This is a genomic window from Tabrizicola sp., from assembly GCF_030694085.1.
Lineage (GTDB): Bacteria > Pseudomonadota > Alphaproteobacteria > Rhodobacterales > Rhodobacteraceae > Tabrizicola.
In genome coordinates this window covers 618,650-638,756 of the sequence record NZ_JAUXZE010000035.1, presented here as the reverse complement: position 1 = coordinate 638,756, position 20,107 = coordinate 618,650, and the positions used below count along the sequence as shown (strand labels likewise).

The window sequence follows — 20,107 nt, the reverse complement described above, 5'->3', positions numbered from 1 at the left end:
GTCAGTTCAGGCCAAGGGCCTGGGCGACGAGTTGCTGCTGTTCGTACTTGTGGCGGGAGGCGAGGCCCGTGGCGGGCGAGGCCGAGGGCTTGCGTCCGGCGTAGGACATGCGGGTGGGCTTGGCCCTGACCTTGGTCAGGACGGTCTCGATCTCGGGCTCGATGAAGGACCAGGCACCCTGGTTCTTGGGCTCTTCCTGGCACCAGACGAAATCGGCTTTCGGGAAGCGGGACAGCTCTTGCGTGAGTGAGATTGTCGGGACCGGGTACAGTTGTTCGACGCGGAGGAGGTAGACATCCTCCAGCCCCTGTGCGTCGCGTTCGGCCAGAAGGTCGTAGTAGACCTTGCCGGAGCACAGGACGACGCGCTTGATCTTGTCGTCGGCCTTGAGCTTCGCGGTCGAGTTGCCCTTCTGCGCATCGTCCCAGAGGACGCGGTGGAAGGTCGAGCCGTCGGTGAAGTCCTCGGCCCGGCTGATCGCCATCGGGTGCCGCAGCAGCGACTTTGGCGTCATCAGGATCAAGGGCTTGCGGTAGGTGCGGTGCAGCTGGCGGCGCAGGATGTGGAAGTAGTTCGCCGGGGTCGTGCAGTTGGCGACGATCCAGTTATCCTCGGCGCAGAGTTGCAGGAACCGTTCGAGGCGGGCGGAGGAGTGTTCCGGGCCCTGGCCTTCGTAGCCGTGCGGCAAGAGCATGACGAGGCCCGACATCCGCAGCCATTTGGATTCGCCCGAGTTGATGAACTGGTCGATCATGATCTGCGCGCCGTTGGCGAAGTCGCCGAACTGGGCTTCCCAGAGGGTGAGCGCGTTCGGTTCTGACAGCGAATAGCCGTACTCAAACCCGAGAACGGCGTATTCCGAGAGCATCGAGTCGATCACCTCATACCGCGCTTGCCCCGGACGGATATGGTTCAGTGGGTAGTGGCGTTCCTCGGTGGTCTGGTCGATCCAGCCGGAGTGGCGCTGCGAGAAGGTGCCGCGGGTGCAGTCCTGGCCCGAGAGGCGGACCGGGAAGCCCTCGATCTGAAGGGAGCCGAAGGCCAGCGCCTCGGCGGTCGCCCAGTCGAAGCCTTGACCTTTTGCAAACATTTCCCGCTTGGCGTCCAGCTGACGGGCCACCGTCTTGTGCATATCGAACCCGTCGGGCACGCGGGTCAGGGCGGCGCCGACCTCGGCGAGGGTCTCGGCCTTGATCCAGGTTTCGCCGCGCTGGTAGTTGTTCAGGTCCTTGGTCTGCAGGTTCTTCCAGCGGCCATCCAGCCAGTCGGCCTTGTTCGGGAGGAAGGCCTTCCCGGCCTCGAACTCCTCGTTGAGGCGGGCCTGGAAGGCGGCCTTCATGTCCTCAATCTCGCCTTCGGGGATCAGGCCGTCGCGGACCAGGCGGTCGGTGTAAAGCTGAAGCGTGGTCTTCTGGCGCTTGATGCGGGTGTACATCGCCGGGTTGGTGAACATCGGCTCGTCGCCTTCGTTGTGACCGAAGCGGCGGTAGCAGAAGATGTCGATGACCACGTCCTTGTGGAACTTCTGCCGGAACTCGGTCGCCACACGGGCGGCGTGGACCACGGCTTCGGGGTCGTCGCCGTTGACGTGGAAAATCGGGGCTTCGACCATCAGGGCGATGTCCGTGGGATACGGCGAGGTGCGGCTGAAGGCGGGTGCCGTGGTGAAGCCGATCTGGTTGTTGACGATGATGTGGATGCAGCCGCCGGTGCGGTGACCCTTGATGCCTGAAAGCTGCAGACATTCCGCCACGACACCCTGGCCCGCAAAGGCCGCGTCGCCGTGCAGCAGGATCGGCAGGCAGGCGGTGCGGTCGGTGGTGTCATTGAGCTGGTCCTGCTTGGCGCGGACCTTGCCCAGGACAACCGGGTTCACGGCTTCCAGGTGGCTGGGGTTGGCGGTGAGGGAGAGGTGGACCTTGTTGCCATCGAACTCACGGTCCGAAGACGCGCCCAGGTGGTATTTCACGTCGCCGGAGCCATCCACATCCTCGGGTTTGTAGGAGCCGCCCTGGAATTCGTGGAAGATGGCGCGGTAGGGCTTCATCATCACGTTGGCGAGGACCGAGAGGCGGCCCCGGTGGGGCATGCCGATGATCACGTCCTTGACCCCCAGCGCGCCGCCGCGCTTGATGATCTGCTCCATCGCCGGGATCAGTGCCTCGCCGCCATCCAGGCCGAAACGTTTGGTGCCCATGTATTTGACGTGGAGGAACTTCTCATAGCCCTCGGCCTCGACCAGCTTGTTCAGGATCGCCTTGCGGCCTTCGCGGGTGAACTGGATTTCCTTGCCGTAGCCTTCGATCCGCTCCTTCAGCCAGGACGCCTGCTCGGGGTCGGAGATGTGCATGTACTGCAGCGCGAAGGTGCCGCAGTAGGTGCGCTTCAGGATGTCCAGGATTTCCCGCATGCTGGCGTGGGTCAGGCCCAGCACGTTGTCGATGAAGATCGGGCGGTCCATGTCGGCTTCGGTGAAGCCGTAGGAGGCAGGGTCAAGCTCGGGGTGGCTGCCGCGTTCGGTCATGCCCAGGGGGTCGAGGTCGGCGGCGAGGTGGCCGCGGATCCGGTAGGCGCGGATGATCATCAGCGCGCGGATGCTGTCGAGGACGGCGCGCTGGATCTGGTCGTCAGAGAGCGCGACGCCCTGTTCGGCGGCCTTGGCGGCGATCTTTGCGCCTGCGGCCTTGGCTTCCCTGGCCGGAGGCGGGGCGGCCCATTCGCCGGTCAGGGCGGCGGTCAAGTCATCCAACGGCTGCGGCGGCCAGTCGGCACGGGCCCATGATGGCCCCTGAGCGGCGCGCTTGGCATCAAGCTCACTGTCGCCGAGGGCCTTGAAGAACTCGGCCCATTGCGGGTCGACGCTGGCCGGGTCGGCGGCGTGGCGGGCGGCCAGCTGGTCGACGTAATCGGCATTGGCCCCGTCAAGGAAGGACGAGGCGGTGAAGGCGGCGGTGGGGGATTGGTCGGTCATGATCTGCGCTTCCTTGTGGGGCGGGGCGTCCCCCGCCGGGAAAAGAGAGTCGGGGTGAACCCCGACCTACGCCTTGATTGCTTTCAGAACGGCTTCGCCCAATCCCGCCGGGCTGTCGGCGACAACGATCCCGGCGCTGAGCATGGCCTGGATCTTCGACTCTGCGTCGCCCTTGCCACCGGCCACGATGGCGCCTGCGTGGCCCATGCGGCGGCCGGGGGGGGCGGTGCGGCCGGCGATGAAGCCTGCGGTGGGCTTCCAGCGGCCGCGCTTCTTTTCGTCGGCAAGGAACTGGGCGGCGTCTTCTTCGGCGGCGCCGCCGATCTCGCCGATCATGATGATCGAGTGGGTCTCGGGGTCGGCAAGGAACATCTCGAGCACGTCGATGTGTTCGGTGCCCTTGATCGGGTCGCCGCCGATACCCACTGCGGTGGACTGGCCAAGGCCGACGTCGGTGGTCTGTTTCACGGCCTCATAGGTAAGCGTGCCCGAGCGTGACACAACCCCGACCGAGCCCTTGGAGAAGATGCTGCCCGGCATGATGCCGATTTTACATTCGTCGGGGGTCAGGACGCCGGGGCAGTTCGGGCCGATCAGGCGGGACTTCGAATTGATGAGCGCGCGTTTGACCTTCATCATGTCGAGGACAGGGATGCCTTCGGTGATGCAGACGATCAGCGGGATTTCGGCGTCGATGGCCTCCAGGATGCTGTCTGCGGCGAAGGGCGGGGGCACGTAGATCGCGGTGGCGTTGGCTCCGGTTTTCTCGACGGCGTCATGGACGCTGTCGAAGACGGGAAGGCCGAGGTGTTCGGTCCCGCCCTTGCCGGGGGTCACGCCGCCGACCATCTGCGTGCCATAGGCGATGGCCTGTTCGGAGTGGAACGTGCCCTGGCTGCCGGTGAAGCCCTGGCAGATGACTTTGGTGGCTTTATTGACGAGAACGGCCATCGGGGCCTCCTTTGAAGGTCAGTTCGGGAGCGAGAACCGCAGCGCGGCCCCCGTGTCGGATGTGCAGAGAGGGTCGTTGCCGGGGCCGTTGAGCGTGGCGATGACCCCGTTGTCATAGGTGTAGGTCGTGCAGCCATCGGCATCGGTGCCGATGTCGGGTGGGATGTTGGCAAGGCCGAGAAGGGTGTCGCTGAAGGCGGTGGTCCCGGCTTCCGCGTCCTCGACCATGCAGAAGCCGGGGACGGTCCACATCATGACGGTCAGGTTTTCAGAAGCGTAGCCCCAGCTGCCCTCGTCCTCGGCTTTTGTCCAGCCCGCGCCGGTCAGCAGGGCATCGGCGGCGTCGGGGTCCCGCACGCCCAGATCACAGGCCAGCATCGCCCCGGCCAGCGCCGTATCGCGGGTGGAAAGCAGGTCTGCGGGATTGAACGCCATCTCGGCCCCTGCGGGCAGCGACGCGGCGAAGAGCGCAAGGGCGGGAAAGAGGGCGCGTTGCATCATTCGCTGGCCTCGAAAGTGAAGCGGACGCCGCTGTCGGTGTCCGAGCCGCAAGTCGGGTCGTTGCCGCCCGAAGTGATCGTCGCCTGCACGCCGGTGTCAAAATCCAGCCGGGTGCAGCCCATGTCGTCCCTGGAATAGTCGAACGGCGCGCCCTCCTCTCCGCCAAGGGAGGCGGCGAGGATTTCCGAGGCGGTGGCGCTGTCGACGGTCAGGCTTTCGACGTGGCAGAAGCTGCCGTCGTCGGCCATGTAGACCACGGTGCTTTCGCCTGTGCCGGGGTAGAAGTTGATGAGGCCCATGTCGCTGTCATCCTGGCGCGTCCAGAACAGGGTATCGAGCATCTCGCCGGTCAGGTCGGCATCGCCGCCGCCGGACATGCAGGCCATGTAGCCTTCGACCAGCTGATTGCGCGGATCGGCGTCCTGGGCCGCGGCGGGCGTGGCCAGGAGAAGCGCGAGGGCAAGGCGGGTGAGCATCGGTATTCCTTGGGACTTCAGGTGGGGGTGGCGGACGAGGTGGCATCAGGCGACTGCCCGACGCGGAAGGTCGGGTTCCGCCGCACCAGGTTGCGCAGGATGTAGGCGAGGTTGAGGGTGCTGCCGAGCAACCCGATGGGCAGGCCGCGCAATGAGGGGCTGTTGGGGAACAAGCGGAGCATGATGCGGGAAAGAGCACCGTCCTGGGTGATCCAGGCGGTCTGGTCGGCGGGCAGATCGGCGCGGTGCGTCTTGGCCCAGTGCCGGTGCAGGCTGAGCTGGCTTTGCAGCGCGGTGGCATCCGCCGAGCCCGTAGCATAACGCCAGGTCTTGCGGCCCTGCGCGTGGACAAAGCGTGGCTCGCCGTGGCTAAGGGTCGCGATGCGCTGGAACGCCCCGAAGTCTCCGGGAAGCATGTCATGGGCGATGTCGCGGCCGGTCTGCAGTGCCGCGACCGGGAGCTGGCCGAACTCATCCGAGCCAAGGAGGCCGCCAAGCACGTCCTGGTCGCCGACAATGAAGCGGCGGTCGGCGGTCTGGTAAAGGTCCGAGCGCAGGAAGGATTTCCAGCGGTCCAGAAGCGGCTGGTGCTGGGCGGTCACGCTCACGACGCAGGAGTTGACGGTATACCCAAGCTCACGCGCGATGGTGCGGCCGATCGAAAGGGTGCGGCCCCCGGTCCCGGCGTTGCGGCTGCGGAAGCCTTCCTGCGCGACGAGGATGGTGTCGTTTTGCAGGGCGTCAAAGTAGCCTGAAGGGTCGGCGGTCAGCATCAGATCGGCATCAAGCCAGGTGATGCGGGGGATCCCACGGGCCAGCATCTGTTCCAGCAGGTAAGGCTTGATGTTCCAGAACGTATCCTCGGCCCAGAGGTCGCGGTGCAGGACGACGTTGGGCTGGCAGCCCATCCAGTCCAACGCCTTTGCGCCAAGGTCGCGGGCGGGGAGGTGGAGACGAGACCCCGGCGCGGTGCGTTGCAGGCTGACGGCCAGCAGCATCAGCGCCGGCAGGTCCTGTTCGCGATCCTCGAAGGTCAGGAAGTCCATCTGCTTGGGTTCCAGGGCGCGCTGCATTGCTTCAGACCGCCCGAGGCCCGCCGTGGGCCGACTGGTAGGCGCGGATCAGCGCCTGGAGGTCCTCAAGTTCCAGCAGGAGACCCTGCGGGAAGATGCACAGCATGTCGCGCGGGCGCAGGTTTCCCCGCCGGGCATTGAGCCGCAGGATCGCATGGGGGCGCACCAGCCGCGCATCCTGTCGGTCAAGGAACAACCGCAGGCAGGCGCCCCGGCCATAGGTGCGGTCAATGCCTGTGACTTGGGGCCAGGGGACGGGAGGAACCGACTGTTCGGGCAATGCCACGCCTTCCGGCGCAAGAACCAGCGCGACAGTGTCGCCGCGCCGCAGGCGGCGAACGCCCACGACAGTCATCGCAAGCGCACCGACAATTCCGGTCAGCGCGATGCCACCGGGCAGACTGAAAAGGATACCCGTCACGACCTGGCCGGTCCTCCCGACTGCCCAAAGACCAATCGCCAGAAACACGCCACAGAAACTGGCCAGGACAAGGCCCACCACGATCACCCCGATATTGGCCGAAGCCCGGCGCACGATCTTGTGGCGCTGGGTCGTGTCCGGGGTCTGTGGGGCCGCGCTGCGCATGGTCGGGTTCAGCCCTTCACGGCCTTGACGATCTTCTCGGCGCCGTCCTTCAGGTCGTCCGCAGCGATCACGTTCAGACCGGATTTGCGGATGATGTCCTTGCCAAGCTCGACGTTCGTGCCCTCAAGCCGGACGACCAGTGGGACCTTGAGGCCGACCTCTTTCACCGCGGCGATCACGCCTTCGGCGATGATGTCGCAGCGCATGATGCCGCCGAAGATGTTGACGAGGATGCCTTTGACCTGCGGGTCGGAGGTGATGATCTTGAAGGCCTCGGTCACCTTTTCCTTGGTGGCACCGCCGCCGACGTCCAGGAAGTTGGCGGGCTCGGCCCCGTAAAGCTTGATGATGTCCATCGTGGCCATCGCCAACCCTGCGCCGTTGACCATGCAGCCGATCTCGCCATCCAGAGCGATGTAGTTCAGGTCGAACTTGGAGGCGGCGAGTTCCTTGGGGTCTTCCTCGGTCTCATCGCGCAGGGCGGCGATGTCGGGGTGGCGGTAGATCGCGTTGCCGTCAAAGCCCATCTTGGCGTCGAGAAGCTTGAGTGAGCCGTCCTTGAGGACGCAGAAGGGGTTGATCTCCAGCATGTCCATGTCCTTGTCGACGAAGAGCTGGTAGAGCTTCTTGACGATCTGGACGCATTGCTTGACCTGCGCGCCGGTCAGGCCAAGCGCGAAGGCGACGCGGCGGCCGTGGAAATCCTGCAAGCCGGTGGCGGGATCGACGGTGAAGGTGTGGATCAGTTCGGGCGTGTCGTGGGCGACGTCCTCGATGCTCATCCCGCCTTCGGTCGAGGCGACGATCGAGATTCGGGAGGTCTGACGGTCGATCAGGAGGGCAAGGTAGAATTCGCGGTCGATGTCGCTGCCGTCTTCGATGTAGATCCGGTTGACCTGCTTGCCAGCGGCGCCGGTCTGGACGGTGACGAGCGTGCGGCCCAGCATCTGACGGGCGAATTCGGCGGCTTCACCGACGCTGCGCGCAAGGCGGACGCCGCCCTTTTCGCCGGCTTCGGGTTCCTTGAAGTGGCCCTTGCCGCGGCCCCCGGCGTGAATCTGCGATTTGACCACCCAGAGCGGGCCGTCAAGTTCCCCGGCGGCGGTCTTGGCGTCTTCGGCCTTGAGGACGACGCGGCCGTCGCTGACCGGGATGCCGTAGCTGCGCAGAAGCTCTTTCGCCTGGTATTCGTGGATGTTCATCGGGAGCCCCTTCGCGGCCGGGATTGGTCAGCGGCGTTTTGGCACGGCTTGGCCGGTGATCCAAACGGCAAATGCCTGAAATGCGGTGGAAATGCCCGGAAAGTGAAAGATGTGATCACAGGATGGAAAAGTGTGATCACACGATGGAAAAGCGTGATCACATGATTGCGGTAACGCCAGATGCAGGGGCGACTCACCCCGTGGGTGGTCAGATTGACAAGGTTCGGGGGGATTGCGAAGGCTGTGCGACAGATGAAGGAGTCCGCCATGCCCCGCCCAAGCGCCAACGACATCACCCAGGACACGTTGCCGAAGATCAGCCACGGGCGGGGGGTCTATCTTTGGGATGTCTCGGGCAAGCAGTACATTGACGGGTCCGGCGGCCCGGCGGTGTTCTCGGTCGGGCACGGCGATCCTCGGGTGAACGCGGCGGTGGCGCGGCAGATGGAGAAGGTGGCCTATGGCTATCGGTATCTGTTTTCGAGCGATCCGCTGGAGCAGATGAGCGAGATGCTCCGTCAGGCGACGGGGCTGGCGGACATGGTCTATACGACCAGCGGCTCGGAGGCGGTGGAAAGCGCGGTCAAGATCGCGTTGCAGTATCATTACGACCGGGGCGAGCCGGGCCGGGTGAAGTTCATCGCGCGGCAGCGGTCGTGGCATGGCAACACGCTGATGGCGACGGCGCTGTCGGGGTTCGAGGACCGGCAGCGGGCCTTTGCGGGGGCCTTGCCGATGGTGGGGCGGGTCAGTGCGGCCAATGCCTATCGGCTGCCCGAGGGGGTGAGCCGGGAGGGGTTGGTCGCGCATCTGGCGGCGGAACTGGAGGCGGAGATCCTGCGGCTGGGACCGGAGACGGTGGCGGGGTTCATCTTCGAGCCGGTGGTGGGCGCGGCGGGCGGTGCGCTGCCTGCGCCGGAGGGTTATGGGCGCGCGGTGGCCGAGGTCTGCCGGCGGCACGGGGTGCTGGTGATCTGCGACGAGGTGATGTGCGGGTCGGGCCGGACCGGGGTCTGGCGGGCATCGGAAGAGGACGGGATCACGGCGGACATCATCACCGTGGCGAAGTCGCTGTCGGGCGGCTACCTGCCGCTGGGGGCGGCGGTCTACAGCCGTGAAATCGCCGATGTGATGGAGGCGGGGCATGGCGGACCGCTGACCGGGCACACCTATACCGGGCACACGGCGTGCCTCGCGGCGGGCGTGGCGGTGCAGAAGATCGTGGCGGAGGAGGACCTGCTGGCGCGTATCCGGGACAAGGGGCCGCGCTGGCGGTCGGACCTGCGGGCGCGAATGGCGCATATCCGCCAGGTCGGCGATGTGCGAGGGCGGGGCTATTTCATCGGGGTGGAACTGGTGGCGGACCCGGAGACGAAGGCCCCGTTCGACGCTGGCCTGGGGGTGAACGGGCGCATCCGCGCGGAAAGCCTGCGGCGCGGGCTGATCTGCTATCCTTCGGGCGGGCATGTCGACGGGGCGGCGGGAGACACGGTGATCCTGGCGCCGCCGTTCAACGCGACGGATGCGGAACTGGACGAGATCGCCGACAAGTTGGTGGCGACACTGGAGACGGTGATCCGCGGGCTTTGAACGCCGCGCGGGTTGGGGCGGTTTTCAGATTGAGCGCCTTGGCAGGCGCGAAGACCCTTTGTCTCGCCTTTCTGCGTGAAGGACGCAGAAAGGCTCGGGATTGCCTCCGGCGGGGATATTTGCGGACAGATGAAATGGCTCAGTTCAGGAAGACGGCAAACAGCATCGCGTCGCCCTGGACGAAATCCTCGAAGTCGCGCCAGGACTGCATCGACATCTGGGGTCCCTTCTCGGCGTAGGGCAGGAGGCCTTCGCCCTGGATGAAGGTGACAAGGTCGATGGCGGGCGGGTCCTCGAATGCCTTTTTCAGGTTGATCCCGGCTTCGGCCCCGAAGCGCCAGTGCGGGATCAGGACTTCGCCTTTCAGCAGCTGCTCGGCGTCGGCAAGGACGGCCTGCCAGCGGTCGCCAGTGCCGGGGGGCATGGTCAGGCCAAGGCCGGAGACCTGGGCGTCGTTCGGCACCCATTCCCCGGTGTTGTCCGTTTCGAGCGCGACCAGGGACCAGAAGCGGCGGTTCTCGGTGATCATCGACAGGAAATGGCCGTAGGCGTCCTGGGCGAGGGTCCTGTCGGGGGTGTTCGAGAGCGCATGGAGGACCATCGCCGCACGGTCGACCTGGCGGCCGAACATCATGTCCATCGCATTGTGCGGCGGCGTGTCGCCCCAGAGGGCGTAGATCGCGGTTGAACTGTCGAGGACGCGCTGGATCGCCGGTTCGGGGTCGTAGGCGAGTGCGGTGGAGGCGAAGCCGGAGAGGAAGTGGGTGTAGGCGGCAAGCCAGGCGGCGTCGGCGGTGTCGAAGGTGATCACCGGGTCCTCGACCCGGACGCCGAAGCCCCGACCGCCGCCGAGGGCCATGCCGGTGACTTCGGCCAGATCCTCGCCGGGTTCCCGGGTGCCGTTGGCGTTGATGTCGAACCAGAGGTCGGCGACGCGGATCGGCAGGGCGAAGGGCTTGTCGCCGAGCTGGATAAGGGCCGCGCGGGAGGCGTCCATGTCGGCGTCGAGGTTGCGGATCAGCGCGGTGAAGTCGGCGGCCTGGAAGGGGATGGCGTTCGGGTTTTCCGGGATCGGCAGGCGGAGGATCGGAAGCTCGGACCAGTCGGCCTTGACGCCGGTCTTCCACCTCAGTTGCAGGGCCTGCTCGACGCCGCCCAGGAAACGCAGACCCGCGAGGGCGAAAAGGTCTTCGTTGGTGGGTGCGGGGAGGGCGGCGAGGCGGGCCTCGGTCGGGGCAAGGCCGGCGCGGGCGATTTCCTCTGAGATCGTCTCGGCGGCGGCGGGGCTGGCGAGGATGAGGGCGAGAGCGAGGGTGCGCATGGGGGCCTCCTTTGGGTCAGGCAAGTGTGGCGCTGCGTCGTGGGCGGCGCAAGGTCGGGAAAGCCGTCAGGTGGCCGACCAGAGGACCTGGCCGCGGGGGAGAAGGGTGGGGAGTTTCGTCGGGGCGAAGCCAGCGGCGGCGATGGTCTGCGCGACCTGGGCCTCGGGGAGATGGTAGGGCGGGCGGTCGGGATGGGTGACGACGCCGTCGGGCTGGCGGGTGGAGGTGGCGGCGTCCGAGAGGAAGACCGTGAAAAGGACGGCGCGGAGGTTGGGGAAGGGGCGAAGGTTGGTGAGGGCGGTTTGCAGGGCTTGGTGGGGGAGGTGGGTGAAGACGCCGAAGGCGATGGCAAGCGTGATGGTGTCGGGGATGCCGGGGAAGGCGAAATGCGCGTCCTCGATCAGGTGGTCTTCGGGGAGTTGGGTCGGGTCGGGCAGTTCGGTGAGCCGCCCGTGCCGCATCAGGGCGAGGGAGGCGTCGGTGCCCCAGTAGTGCCCGGGCTTGAGAAACGGGACGGCCTTGTGGCCGAGGCGAAGGGCGCCGCAGCCGATGTCGAGGAGGTGGTCCTCGGGGGTCATTCCGGCGGAAAGGAGGGCCTGCATCTGGACGCGGCCCGTCTCGTCCCAGCGGCCGCCGACGATGTCGCGGTGGCGGCCCTTCGCGATGGCGTCGTCATAGAAGCCGGGGGCGAGGTAGGGGGAGGCCAGCCCTTTGGTTGGGGGGCTGGTCAGGCCTTGTCTTCCTTCTGCGCGGCCTTCTTTTCGGCGGCGGCCTTCATCCGGGCGAGGAGCTGTTCCTTGGTCTCGCGGGGCGGGGTGGTCGCCTTGGGCGCGCCCTTCTGGGCATGGTCGGGGCCGCGCAGGGTGTGGCGGGTGCCTTTGGGGTTGCCGGATTTCGAGTAGTCCATGAGGGTCCCTCCGGGGATCGGGTTTGGGGGGTGGATGCCGGATTCCGGGTGGCGGGGCAAGGGGGTGGATATGTGTCCACGGTGGACAAAGCCTGGGATGTGAAGGATTTCAATGGGTTGATAGTTTTCGTTAGGGTGGTGTTAAGGTTTGTCGGACCGTGCTTTCTGGCCACATGGGGGGCGACCCGGGTTTCCATGCAGCGGCAGAAGCGGCGCCGATGTGCCGGTTCCCGGCCGGGTGATGCACAGCGAGTGGCCGGGATCAGTTCAGGAACACCATCATCAGCCCGGCATCACCGCCCATCAGCGCCTCGAACTGGCGCAGGCTGGTGGCATCGACCACGGGACCCTGTTGCAGATAGGGAACGGCGGCCCAGCCTTGGAACCAGCCGGTGACCGACATCGGCGCGGGGTCGTCGAACATCCGGCCAAGGTTGATGCCCTGGCCTTCGGGGCCGCGCCAGTAGGGGAGGAGGAGGCGGCCCTGCAGCAGCGCCTCGCCATCTGCCAGGACGCCAAGCCAGGTGTCGCCGGTGCCGGGGGGCAAGGTGAAGCCAAGGGCGGAGGTCTGTTTGTCGTTCGGGACCCATTCGCGGTCGTTGTCGGTTTCCTGAGCGACGAGGGTCCAGAAGCGGCGGTTTTCGGTGATCATGGCCAGGAAATGCTCCTTGGCGGCCTTGGCGCGGGAGGCGTCGGGTTGCTGGTTCACCGCCCCTTCCAACATGGCGAAGGCGTCGAGGAACTGGCCGAAGGAGGCGTCGAAGTTGAAGTCGTCGGACGAGGGCTGCGCGACCTTCAGCGCCGCGCGCGAGGCGATGACGCGGTCGATGCTGGCGGCGGGGTCATAGGCGAGGATCGTGTTCGCCACGCCCGACATGACATGGGTGTAGGCGGTGAGCCAGGCGGCATCGGCGGCGTCGAAGCGGACGGTCAGCGGCGGGGTGGCGGGGTCGGGGGCCTGCCATTGCCAGCCCAGAAGCTGCGGGCCAAGGATGGTCAGCGCATCTTCCTCGGCCTCTCGCGCGCCGTTCTGGTTCACGTCGAACCAGAGGTCGGAGAAGGTGAGGTCAAGCCCGAACGGCTCACCCTCAGGCAGGATGGCGAGGGCGGTGCGGGCAGCGGCCATGTCGGCGTCGATGTCGGCGAAAAGCCGGGTGATGAGCGCGCCGTTGAAGGGTTCCGGTGTGGGGTTCGGCGGCACGGGCAGGCGCAGGAAGGGCAGGCCCAAAGTGTCGCCCGCGTTGCCGGTGACCTGATCGGCCCCGGTGCGCCATTGCAGTTGCAGCGCGCGTTCGACGGCGCCGAGGAAGTGCAGCCCGCCGATGGCGAAGATGTCTTCCAGCGCGGGTTCGGGCTGGGCCTTGAGGCGCGCGAGGGTGGGGGTGATGCCGTTTGCGCCGATTTCCTGCGACAGATCTTGCGCGGCGGCTGGGGTGGCGAGGATCATCAGGGCGAGGAAGGGGGCTTTCACGGGCTACCTTTCACTGGGACTGAAAACAGAATACGCAGCCGGGGGCTGCGCATTCAAGTTCAGGTATGTCGCACCGAAGGGTGTCAGGCGAGCGTCGGGTCGATGCCCTTGCAGGCGGCGACAAGGCCCTTCACCGCGTCGACGGACTTGTCGAACATGGTCTTTTCGGAAGCGTCGAGTTTCACCTCGACCACACGCTCGACCCCGCCGGCGCCGATGATGACCGGGACGCCGACATACATGCCGTCCAGCCCGTAGGCGCCCTTGACGTGGGCGGCGCAGGGCAGGAGGCGCTTCTGGTCCTTGAGGTAGGCTTCGGCCATTTCCACCGCGCTGGCGGCGGGGGCGTAGAAGGCCGAGCCGGTTTTCAGGAGGCCGACGATTTCCGCCCCGCCATCGCGGGTGCGCTGGACGATGGCGTCGAGTTTCTCTTGCGTGGTCCAGCCCATCGCCACCAGGTCGGGCAGCGGGATCCCGCCGACGGTGGAATAGCGGACGGAAGGAACCATCGTGTCGCCGTGGCCGCCAAGGACGAAGGCGGTGACGTCCTTCATCGAGACGTTGAATTCCAGCGACAGGAAGTGGCGGAAGCGGGCGGCGTCAAGGACACCGGCCATGCCTACCACCTTGTTGTGCGGCAGGCCCGAGAATTCGCGCAGCGCCCAGACCATCGCGTCCAGGGGGTTGGTGATGCAGATGACGAAGGCGTTCGGGCAGTTGGCCTTGATGCCTTCTCCCACGGACTTCATCACCTTGAGGTTGATGCCCAGAAGGTCGTCACGGCTCATCCCCGGTTTCCTCGGGACGCCTGCGGTGACGATGCAGACGTCGGCCCCTGCCAGGTCGGCGTAGGTGTTGGTGCCGCGAAGCGAGGCGTCAAAGCCTTCGACCGGGCCGGATTGCGCCAGGTCCAGCGCCTTGCCCTGCGGCGTGCCCTCGGCGATGTCGAACAGGACGACGTCGCCCAATTCCTTCAGCGCGAGCAGATGCGCAAGCGTGCCACCGATCTGACCGGCGCCGATGAGGGCGATCTTGGGTCTGGCCATGAGAGCCTCCTGTTGGGATGAATCGGGGGGAGGGGTAGCGGCTTATCGGGCGTCTGTCCAGTCTCGCGGCGGGTTTGGTATACCATTGTATGCGAAAAATTCCGGCTTTAAGGGCGGCCTGGAAGGGGTTAGCGGTAACGCCAGGCGGAGGACGCGATGGAAGAGATCGGATTCTGGGTGGCGGCGGTGGTGGCAGCGGCGCTGGTGGGGATGTCGAAGGGCGGTGTTCCGGTGGTGGGGATGCTGGGGGTGCCGGTCCTGGCGCTGGTGATCAACCCGGTGGTCGCGGCGGGGCTGTTGCTGCCGGTCTATGTCGTCTCGGACATCTTCGGGCTGTATGCCTACCGCCATGCCTGGGACGGGCGGGTGCTTGGGATCGTGGTGCCGGGGGCTGTGGTGGGGATCGCCATCGGCTGGGCCACGGCGAGCGTCGTGCCCGAGGCGGCGGTGACGCTGTTGGTGGGCGTCATCGGGCTTGCCTTCGCGCTGAACATCCTGTTGCGCAAGCCCGTGGTGGTGGAGCCGAAACGGGCCGAGGTCGCGCCTGGCCTGTTCTGGGGCGGGGTGGCGGGGTTCACGAGCTTTGTAAGCCATGCGGGCGCGCCGCCGTATCAGGTCTATACCCTGCCGCTGGGGATGACGAAGGCGGTCTTCGCGGGGACGACGACGATTGCCTTTGCCATCATCAATGCGGTGAAACTGATCCCCTATTACGCGCTGGGCCAGCTGAACCCCGGCAACCTGAAGGCGGCGGCGGTGCTGGCGCTGCCGGCGGTGATCGCGGTGTTCGCAGGCGTGCGGCTGGTGCAGCTGATGCCGGAAAAGCTGTTTTTCCGGCTGGTGGTCTGGGCGCTGGCGCTGATCTCGCTGAAGCTGATCTGGGACGGCGCGCGGGGGCTGATCTGACCCGGTTCCTGCGGGTTCGGCGCAGAGGCGGGTGATCATTCTGACGCGATGTGCGAGGGTTTGGCGTGGCCCTCCTCACCCTGGCCCTCTCCCACGATGGGGAGAGGGGACGCCCGGGGCCAGCGTGGCACGACATGGGAGACGCCGATGCAGCCGGATGCCGATGCGATTTATGACAGCCTTGCCGCGCGGGATGGTCGGTTCGGCGGCCAGTTCGTCTGCGTGAAGACGACGGGGATCTTCTGTCGGATGACCTGCCCGGCGCGGACACCGTTGCGGCAGAACGTGGAATTCCGGGGATCGGTCGAGGCCTGCCTTGCGGCGGGGTTCCGGGCCTGCAAGCGGTGCCGACCTTACGCAGGCTTGCCCGGGGCGGGACGTTCCTCGGTCACGGGTTCGTAGTTCGAGCCCGAGGCCATCAGGCACATGCGTCCGTCGGGCAGGGTCATGGTGATCGACCACGTCCCGGTCGCATCGGAGGCGTAAAGCTCCATCACTGCAGCCTGACCCGCGATACCGACGGCGCGGCGGGTTTCGTTGTATCGTTCGGCGAGGAGTGCTGTCACCGCCTCGCACGTGTCGCATTGCGGGGCGCCGTGGGCGATGTCGGCGGCGGCGAGCATGCCGGCGAGGCCGAAGGAGAGAGCGAACATCTGTTGGGTCATGGGCGGGCCTTTCCGGCGTTGGACTGCGCGACAGGCTGCCGGGATGGGGCTGACAGGCGGTTAACGGTCCGCGCGGAACGCTCTGCGCGAGGTGCGCTGCGGGCGCACGATCTTTCTGCGCTGCGGCGGATTTGGGCTTGCCGTTTGTGTCCGATCCGTGCTTTCAAGCGCAAGAATATTGCGCGGAGGTGAGTCGATGGATAAGAACGGGGCGCGTCCCTATCGGTCGGTTCTGTATATCCCCGCGTCGCGCGAACGGGCGCTGGAGAAAGCGCGGGAGTTGGCGGCGGATGCGATCATCTTTGATTTGGAGGATGCTGTCTCGCCCGAGGAGAAGGTCCGGGCGCGGGAGTTGCTGACCCGGGTGCTGGCCGAGGCAGACTATGGCGCACGGGCGCGGATCGTGCGGGTCAATGGGCTGGGGACCGAGTGGGTCGAGGGGGACCTGGCGGCGTTCGGGGCGCATCCGGGGGTGGATGCTGTGCTGGTGCCGAAGGTGAATTCCGGGGCGGACCTGGACGCGGTGGCCGGCAAGGCGAAGGCGCCGCTTTGGGCGATGCTGGAGACGGCGAAGGGGTGCCTGCATGCGGGCGCGATTGCGGCGCATCCCCGGCTGGAGGGGATGGTCATGGGGACCAACGACCTGGGCCGCGAGTTGGGCGCGCGGTTCCGCAGCGACCGGCTGCCGCTGCTGGCGGGGCTTGGCGCCTGCGTGCTGGCGGCGCGGGCGGAGGGCAAGGTCATCGTCGACGGGGTGTTCAACGCCTTCAAGGACGAGGCGGGCCTGCGGTTGGAGTGCGAACAGGGGCGGGACATGGGGTTCGATGGCAAGACGCTGATCCATCCGGCGCAGCTGGACATCGCCAACGAGGTCTTTGCGCCCAGCGAGGCGGATGTGGAACTGGCCCGCCGCCAGATCGCGGCCTATGCCGAGGCCCGCACGCGGGGCGAAGGCGTGGCGGTGGTGGATGGCCGGATCGTCGAGAACCTGCATGTGGCGATGGCCGAGGCGCTGATCGGCAAGGCCGAGGCGATTGCGGCGGGTGCGGTTTAGGGGCAGGGTGCGCGCCGATGAACCGGCTGGAGGCCTGCGATGACGTTGATTGTTCTGGGATTGGCACTGTGGTGGGCGGCGCATCTGTGGAAGCGGCTGGCTCCGGGCTCACGCGACGCGATGGGCAATGCGGGCAAGGGGCTGGTCACGGTGGGCGTGCTGGCGGGCGTGGTGCTGATGGTGATGGGCTACCGGGGGGTCGAGCACATCGACCTGTGGTATCCGCCGTCTTTCCTGACCCATGTGAACAACCTTCTGATGTTCTTTGCGGTCTATCTTTACGCGGCCTCGGGCATGAAGACGCGGATCACCCGGGTCATCCGGCATCCGCAGCTGACGGCGGTGAAGACCTGGGCCATCGGGCATTTGCTGGTCAACGGGGACCTGGCGTCGGTGATCCTGTTTGGCGGACTTCTGGCCTGGGCGGTCGTGGAGGTGATCCTGATCAACAAGGCGGTGCCGCGTGGGCCGCTGCCCGAGCCTGCTCCGATGGGCAAGGAGAGCGGCGCCGTGGTGGGGGCCGTCGTGGTTCTGGTCGCCATCATGCTGGTGCACAACTGGCTGGGAGTGCCGCCCTGGGGCTGAGGTCGATGGGGGGTTTCACACCCCCCAAACCCCCCGTGGGATATTTGGGCAAAGATGAAAATGGGGAGATGGAGACGTGAAGCTCTATCGGTTTCTGAGTGCGGATGACACCTCAGCCTTCTGTCACAAGGTGACGGCGGCGCTGAACAAGGGGTGGGAGCTGCATGGCGGACCCACCTATGCCTTCGACGCGGCCAATGGCGTGATGCGCTGCGGGCAGGCGGTGGTGAAGGAAGTGGCGGGCGACTACCACCCGGATGTGAAGCTGGGGGAGCTATGAAGACGAATCCGGGGCGGTTCTTCGAGGATTACACCCTGGGCGAGGTGATCCGTCATGCGGTGCCCCGGACCGTTGGGCAGGGCGAGCGGGCGCTGTATCATGCGCTTTATCCGGCGCGGGGGGCTGTCTATTCCTCGGACGAATTCGCGCGGTCGGTCGGGCTGCGGGCGTCGCCGCTGGATGATCTGGTGGCGTTTCACACGGTGTTCGGCAAGACGGTGCCGGATATCAGCCTGAACGCGGTGGCGAACCTTGGCTATGCCGAGGGGCGCTGGCTGCGGCCGGTCTGGCCGGGCGATACGCTGCGGTCGGAGAGCGAGGTGATCGGGCTGAAGGAGACCTCATCCGGGGCGACCGGGGTGGTCTGGGTGCGGACGCGCGGGCTGAACCAGCACGGGGATGTGGTGCTGGAGTATGTGCGCTGGGTGATGGTGCGCAAGCGGCGGCGCGAGGTGGTGGTGCCGGTTTCGGTGCCTGACCTGGCGCCGGTGGTCTCAGTGGGGGCGCTGGTGGTGCCGGAGGGGCTGGACTTTTCGCGCTATGACTTTGGCCTGGCGGGGGAGCCGCATCGCTGGGGGGACTACGCGGTGGGCGAGGTGATCGACCATGTCGACGCGGTGACCGTTGAGGAGGCCGAGCACATGCTGGCGACGCGGCTGTGGCAGAACACGTCGAAGGTGCATTTCGACGTCAGCCAGCGCGAGGATGGGCGGCGGCTGATCTACGGCGGGCATGTGATCTCTCTCGCCCGGGCGCTGTCGTTCAACGGGCTGGCCAATGCGCAGATGATCGTGGCGCTGAATGGGGGCGCGCATGCCAACCCCTGTTTCGCGGGCGATACGGTCAGGGCCTGGTCGGAGGTGCTGGACCGGGCGGAGACCGGGGTGCCGTCCGTCGGGGCGTTGCGGTTGCGGCTGGTGGCGACGAAGGGGGCGGCAGGGGCGTTGCGGGGGGCGGAGGGCAAGTATCTTCCCGAAGTGCTGCTGGATCTGGACTACTGGGCGCTGGTGCCGGTTTGACCCCAGCCGGTTTGACCCCAGCCGGATTGCGCGTAGGGTGCAGCCACGAACAGGTTTCAGAAACAGGGGATGAACCATGAAAGCGTTGATTGTTGCGGGTCTTGTGTCCTTGGCGCCGACGGTCGCCCTTTCGGAAGGGTGCGTCTTGGAAGGCGGCACGGTCGTCGCCAAGGTCGAGGCGATGAACCAGATGATGCTGAATCTGGACGTCGCGGGCTTTGTCGGCGCGATCAAGGACGAGATCGGTCTGGACCTTGGGGACAGCCTGTCGGGCGTTACGGATATCTACGCTGCGGGCTTTGACGGTTGCGAGACGATCGCGCAGCGCAGCGACCTGGGCGGGATGGTGCAGAACGTCGTGATGTTCAACGGCAAGGTCGGGCCGCTGTTCGGCTACTGGCTGGCGGTTCCGCAAGGCGACGGTCACCGCGTGATCTCGTTCACGCTGGACACCGATCTGGAGAAGGTGATGGGGAACCTGCGCTAGGAGGCGTTCGGGCTGCGGCCTGGTCCCTGCGCCTTGAGGCGTGGAATTGTGATCACGCCTGAAAAAATCGTGATCACAAACTAAAGAAATGCAGGATTGATAGCGGCAACATGCTGCAATTGCGGCATTCGCCGCGTGACACAGACGAAATCCGCGCTATTCAGAGACTGAACGACAGCCTGGCGCTGGCCCATTCGGACCCGCGCCGCCAGACGTGAGGACCAAACATGGCAGACGCAAAGCGGGACGCGCCCGTAGCCGGTTCCGGGGGGCGCCCGCTCTCGCCACACTTGCAGATCTATCGCTGGCAGGTGCCGATGCTGACCTCGATCCTGACGCGGATCACCGGGCAGGCGCTAATGGCGGGCGTGCTGCTGGCGGTCTGGTGGCTTTTGGCGGCGGCGACCTCGGACGCGTATTTCGCGACGGCGAACGCGGTGGCGACCAGCTGGTTCGGAGATCTGGTGTTCACCGGGTCGCTTTGGGCGGTGTGGTATCACTACCTGGCCGGTCTGCGGCATCTGTATTACGACGCGGGCAAGGGTCTGGACATCCCGACGGCGGAAAAGCTGGGCTGGGCGGTCATCATCGGGTCGGTGGTGCTGACTGTGATCACAATTCTTCTGGTTCAGTGAGGCTGCCCATGCGCTATTTGACCCCCCGCAAGCGAGCCGAAGGTCGTGGAGCCGCCCATCATGGCGCGGAACACCACTGGGCGATGACCGTGTCCTCGGTCGGGCTGGCCTTCCTGGTGCCGCTTTGGCTTTACATCTTCGGGAGTGCCCTGGGCGGGACCCGCGAGGCGGTGCTGGAGACCTTTGCACGCCCCCTCCCGGCAATCCTGACCGCGCTGGTGCTGGTCGTGGGGATGCGCCACTTCGCGATGGGCGCGACCACGATGATCGAGGATTATGCCCGGGGAACCAATCGCAAGCTGCTGATCATCTTCGTGATCGCGCTTTCCTGGGTGATCGCCGCGACGGGGCTTTTTGCCCTGGCTCGCATGGCCTTGTAA

Annotated in this window: 23 protein-coding genes; 10 read left to right on the top strand and 13 right to left on the bottom strand. The window is 66.3% G+C overall.

Annotated elements, in window-relative coordinates; all coding sequences use genetic code 11:
• Position 1: 1 nt before the first annotated feature.
• The 7 genes from Q8M85_RS08210 to sucC all read right to left on the bottom strand — a co-directional run bounded on the left by Q8M85_RS08210 (position 2) and on the right by sucC (position 7,760).
• The gene (locus Q8M85_RS08210; RefSeq protein ID WP_305542727.1) at positions 2–2,971 is read right to left on the bottom strand and encodes a 2-oxoglutarate dehydrogenase E1 component; all 2,970 of its coding nucleotides are present in this window, start codon (positions 2,969–2,971) and stop codon (positions 2–4) included.
• 66 nt (positions 2,972–3,037) lie between these two features.
• Positions 3,038–3,922, bottom strand: coding sequence for a succinate--CoA ligase subunit alpha (gene sucD, locus Q8M85_RS08205; protein WP_305542724.1), 885 nt, complete (start codon positions 3,920–3,922; stop codon positions 3,038–3,040).
• 18 nt (positions 3,923–3,940) lie between these two features.
• A complete protein-coding gene (locus tag Q8M85_RS08200) occupies positions 3,941–4,423 on the bottom strand; it encodes a hypothetical protein (protein ID WP_305542722.1) in 483 nt (160 codons plus the stop codon).
• Positions 4,420–4,899 carry a hypothetical protein gene (locus Q8M85_RS08195; protein ID WP_305542719.1) on the bottom strand — a complete coding sequence of 160 codons (480 nt, stop codon included), beginning with the start codon at positions 4,897–4,899 and terminating at the stop codon, positions 4,420–4,422. The genes Q8M85_RS08200 and Q8M85_RS08195 overlap by 4 nt, the downstream gene beginning before the upstream one ends.
• Positions 4,900–4,916: 17 nt before the next feature.
• Positions 4,917–5,972, bottom strand: coding sequence for a hypothetical protein (locus tag Q8M85_RS08190; protein ID WP_305542717.1), 1,056 nt, complete (start codon positions 5,970–5,972; stop codon positions 4,917–4,919).
• A gap of 4 nt (positions 5,973–5,976) precedes the next feature.
• The gene (locus tag Q8M85_RS08185) at positions 5,977–6,558 is read right to left on the bottom strand and encodes a hypothetical protein (RefSeq protein ID WP_305542714.1); all 582 of its coding nucleotides are present in this window, start codon (positions 6,556–6,558) and stop codon (positions 5,977–5,979) included.
• Between the two features lie 8 nt (positions 6,559–6,566).
• Positions 6,567–7,760, bottom strand: a complete 1,194-nt coding sequence (gene sucC, locus Q8M85_RS08180; RefSeq protein ID WP_305542711.1) for an ADP-forming succinate--CoA ligase subunit beta — start codon at positions 7,758–7,760, stop codon at positions 6,567–6,569.
• 267 nt (positions 7,761–8,027) lie between these two features.
• Here sucC and Q8M85_RS08175 point away from each other — a divergent pair, with 267 nt between their 5' ends.
• Positions 8,028–9,350 (top strand): aspartate aminotransferase family protein, encoded by a 1,323-nt coding sequence (locus Q8M85_RS08175; RefSeq protein WP_305542708.1) that lies wholly within the window; start codon positions 8,028–8,030, stop codon positions 9,348–9,350.
• A gap of 139 nt (positions 9,351–9,489) precedes the next feature.
• Here Q8M85_RS08175 and Q8M85_RS08170 read toward each other — a convergent pair whose 3' ends face one another.
• From Q8M85_RS08170 to mdh, 5 genes are all read right to left on the bottom strand, one after another.
• Positions 9,490–10,671, bottom strand: a complete 1,182-nt coding sequence (locus Q8M85_RS08170) for a hypothetical protein (protein WP_305542705.1) — start codon at positions 10,669–10,671, stop codon at positions 9,490–9,492.
• A gap of 66 nt (positions 10,672–10,737) precedes the next feature.
• Complete coding sequence (locus Q8M85_RS08165; RefSeq protein ID WP_305542702.1) at positions 10,738–11,274, bottom strand: class I SAM-dependent methyltransferase; 537 nt, start codon at positions 11,272–11,274, stop codon at positions 10,738–10,740.
• A gap of 125 nt (positions 11,275–11,399) precedes the next feature.
• Positions 11,400–11,579: a hypothetical protein gene (locus Q8M85_RS08160; protein WP_305542700.1), complete on the bottom strand. Its 180-nt coding sequence runs from the start codon at positions 11,577–11,579 to the stop codon at positions 11,400–11,402.
• Between the two features lie 262 nt (positions 11,580–11,841).
• Positions 11,842–13,050, bottom strand: a complete 1,209-nt coding sequence (locus tag Q8M85_RS08155) for a hypothetical protein (protein ID WP_305542697.1) — start codon at positions 13,048–13,050, stop codon at positions 11,842–11,844.
• A gap of 83 nt (positions 13,051–13,133) precedes the next feature.
• A complete protein-coding gene (gene mdh, locus Q8M85_RS08150) occupies positions 13,134–14,096 on the bottom strand; it encodes a malate dehydrogenase (protein WP_305542695.1) in 963 nt (320 codons plus the stop codon).
• 156 nt (positions 14,097–14,252) lie between these two features.
• Here mdh and Q8M85_RS08145 point away from each other — a divergent pair, with 156 nt between their 5' ends.
• Both Q8M85_RS08145 and Q8M85_RS08140 read left to right on the top strand, forming a co-directional pair.
• Positions 14,253–15,002, top strand: coding sequence for a sulfite exporter TauE/SafE family protein (locus Q8M85_RS08145; RefSeq protein WP_305542692.1), 750 nt, complete (start codon positions 14,253–14,255; stop codon positions 15,000–15,002).
• Positions 15,003–15,149: 147 nt separating this feature from the next.
• Positions 15,150–15,404, top strand: a complete 255-nt coding sequence (locus tag Q8M85_RS08140; RefSeq protein ID WP_305542690.1) for an Ada metal-binding domain-containing protein — start codon at positions 15,150–15,152, stop codon at positions 15,402–15,404.
• Here Q8M85_RS08140 and Q8M85_RS08135 read toward each other — a convergent pair.
• Positions 15,356–15,667 carry a hypothetical protein gene (locus tag Q8M85_RS08135; RefSeq protein WP_305542688.1) on the bottom strand — a complete coding sequence of 104 codons (312 nt, stop codon included), beginning with the start codon at positions 15,665–15,667 and terminating at the stop codon, positions 15,356–15,358. The genes Q8M85_RS08140 and Q8M85_RS08135 overlap by 49 nt on opposite strands.
• A gap of 196 nt (positions 15,668–15,863) precedes the next feature.
• On the opposite strand from Q8M85_RS08135, the gene Q8M85_RS08130 reads away from it, so the two are divergent.
• From Q8M85_RS08130 to Q8M85_RS08100, 7 genes are all read left to right on the top strand, one after another.
• The gene (locus tag Q8M85_RS08130) at positions 15,864–16,721 is read left to right on the top strand and encodes a CoA ester lyase (RefSeq protein WP_305542685.1); all 858 of its coding nucleotides are present in this window, start codon (positions 15,864–15,866) and stop codon (positions 16,719–16,721) included.
• 39 nt (positions 16,722–16,760) lie between these two features.
• A complete protein-coding gene (locus Q8M85_RS08125; RefSeq protein ID WP_305542683.1) occupies positions 16,761–17,306 on the top strand; it encodes an NnrU family protein in 546 nt (181 codons plus the stop codon).
• Between the two features lie 76 nt (positions 17,307–17,382).
• On the top strand, positions 17,383–17,586 hold the full coding sequence (locus Q8M85_RS08120) for a DUF1737 domain-containing protein (RefSeq protein ID WP_305542680.1): 204 nt from the start codon (positions 17,383–17,385) through the stop codon (positions 17,584–17,586).
• Positions 17,583–18,605 carry a MaoC family dehydratase gene (locus Q8M85_RS08115; protein WP_305542677.1) on the top strand — a complete coding sequence of 341 codons (1,023 nt, stop codon included), beginning with the start codon at positions 17,583–17,585 and terminating at the stop codon, positions 18,603–18,605. The genes Q8M85_RS08120 and Q8M85_RS08115 overlap by 4 nt, the downstream gene beginning before the upstream one ends.
• A gap of 76 nt (positions 18,606–18,681) precedes the next feature.
• Complete coding sequence (locus tag Q8M85_RS08110) at positions 18,682–19,092, top strand: hypothetical protein (RefSeq protein ID WP_305542674.1); 411 nt, start codon at positions 18,682–18,684, stop codon at positions 19,090–19,092.
• A 227-nt stretch (positions 19,093–19,319) separates the two neighbouring features.
• A complete protein-coding gene (gene sdhC, locus Q8M85_RS08105) occupies positions 19,320–19,727 on the top strand; it encodes a succinate dehydrogenase, cytochrome b556 subunit (protein WP_305542672.1) in 408 nt (135 codons plus the stop codon).
• An 8-nt stretch (positions 19,728–19,735) separates the two neighbouring features.
• Complete coding sequence (locus Q8M85_RS08100) at positions 19,736–20,107, top strand: succinate dehydrogenase, hydrophobic membrane anchor protein (RefSeq protein ID WP_305542669.1); 372 nt, start codon at positions 19,736–19,738, stop codon at positions 20,105–20,107.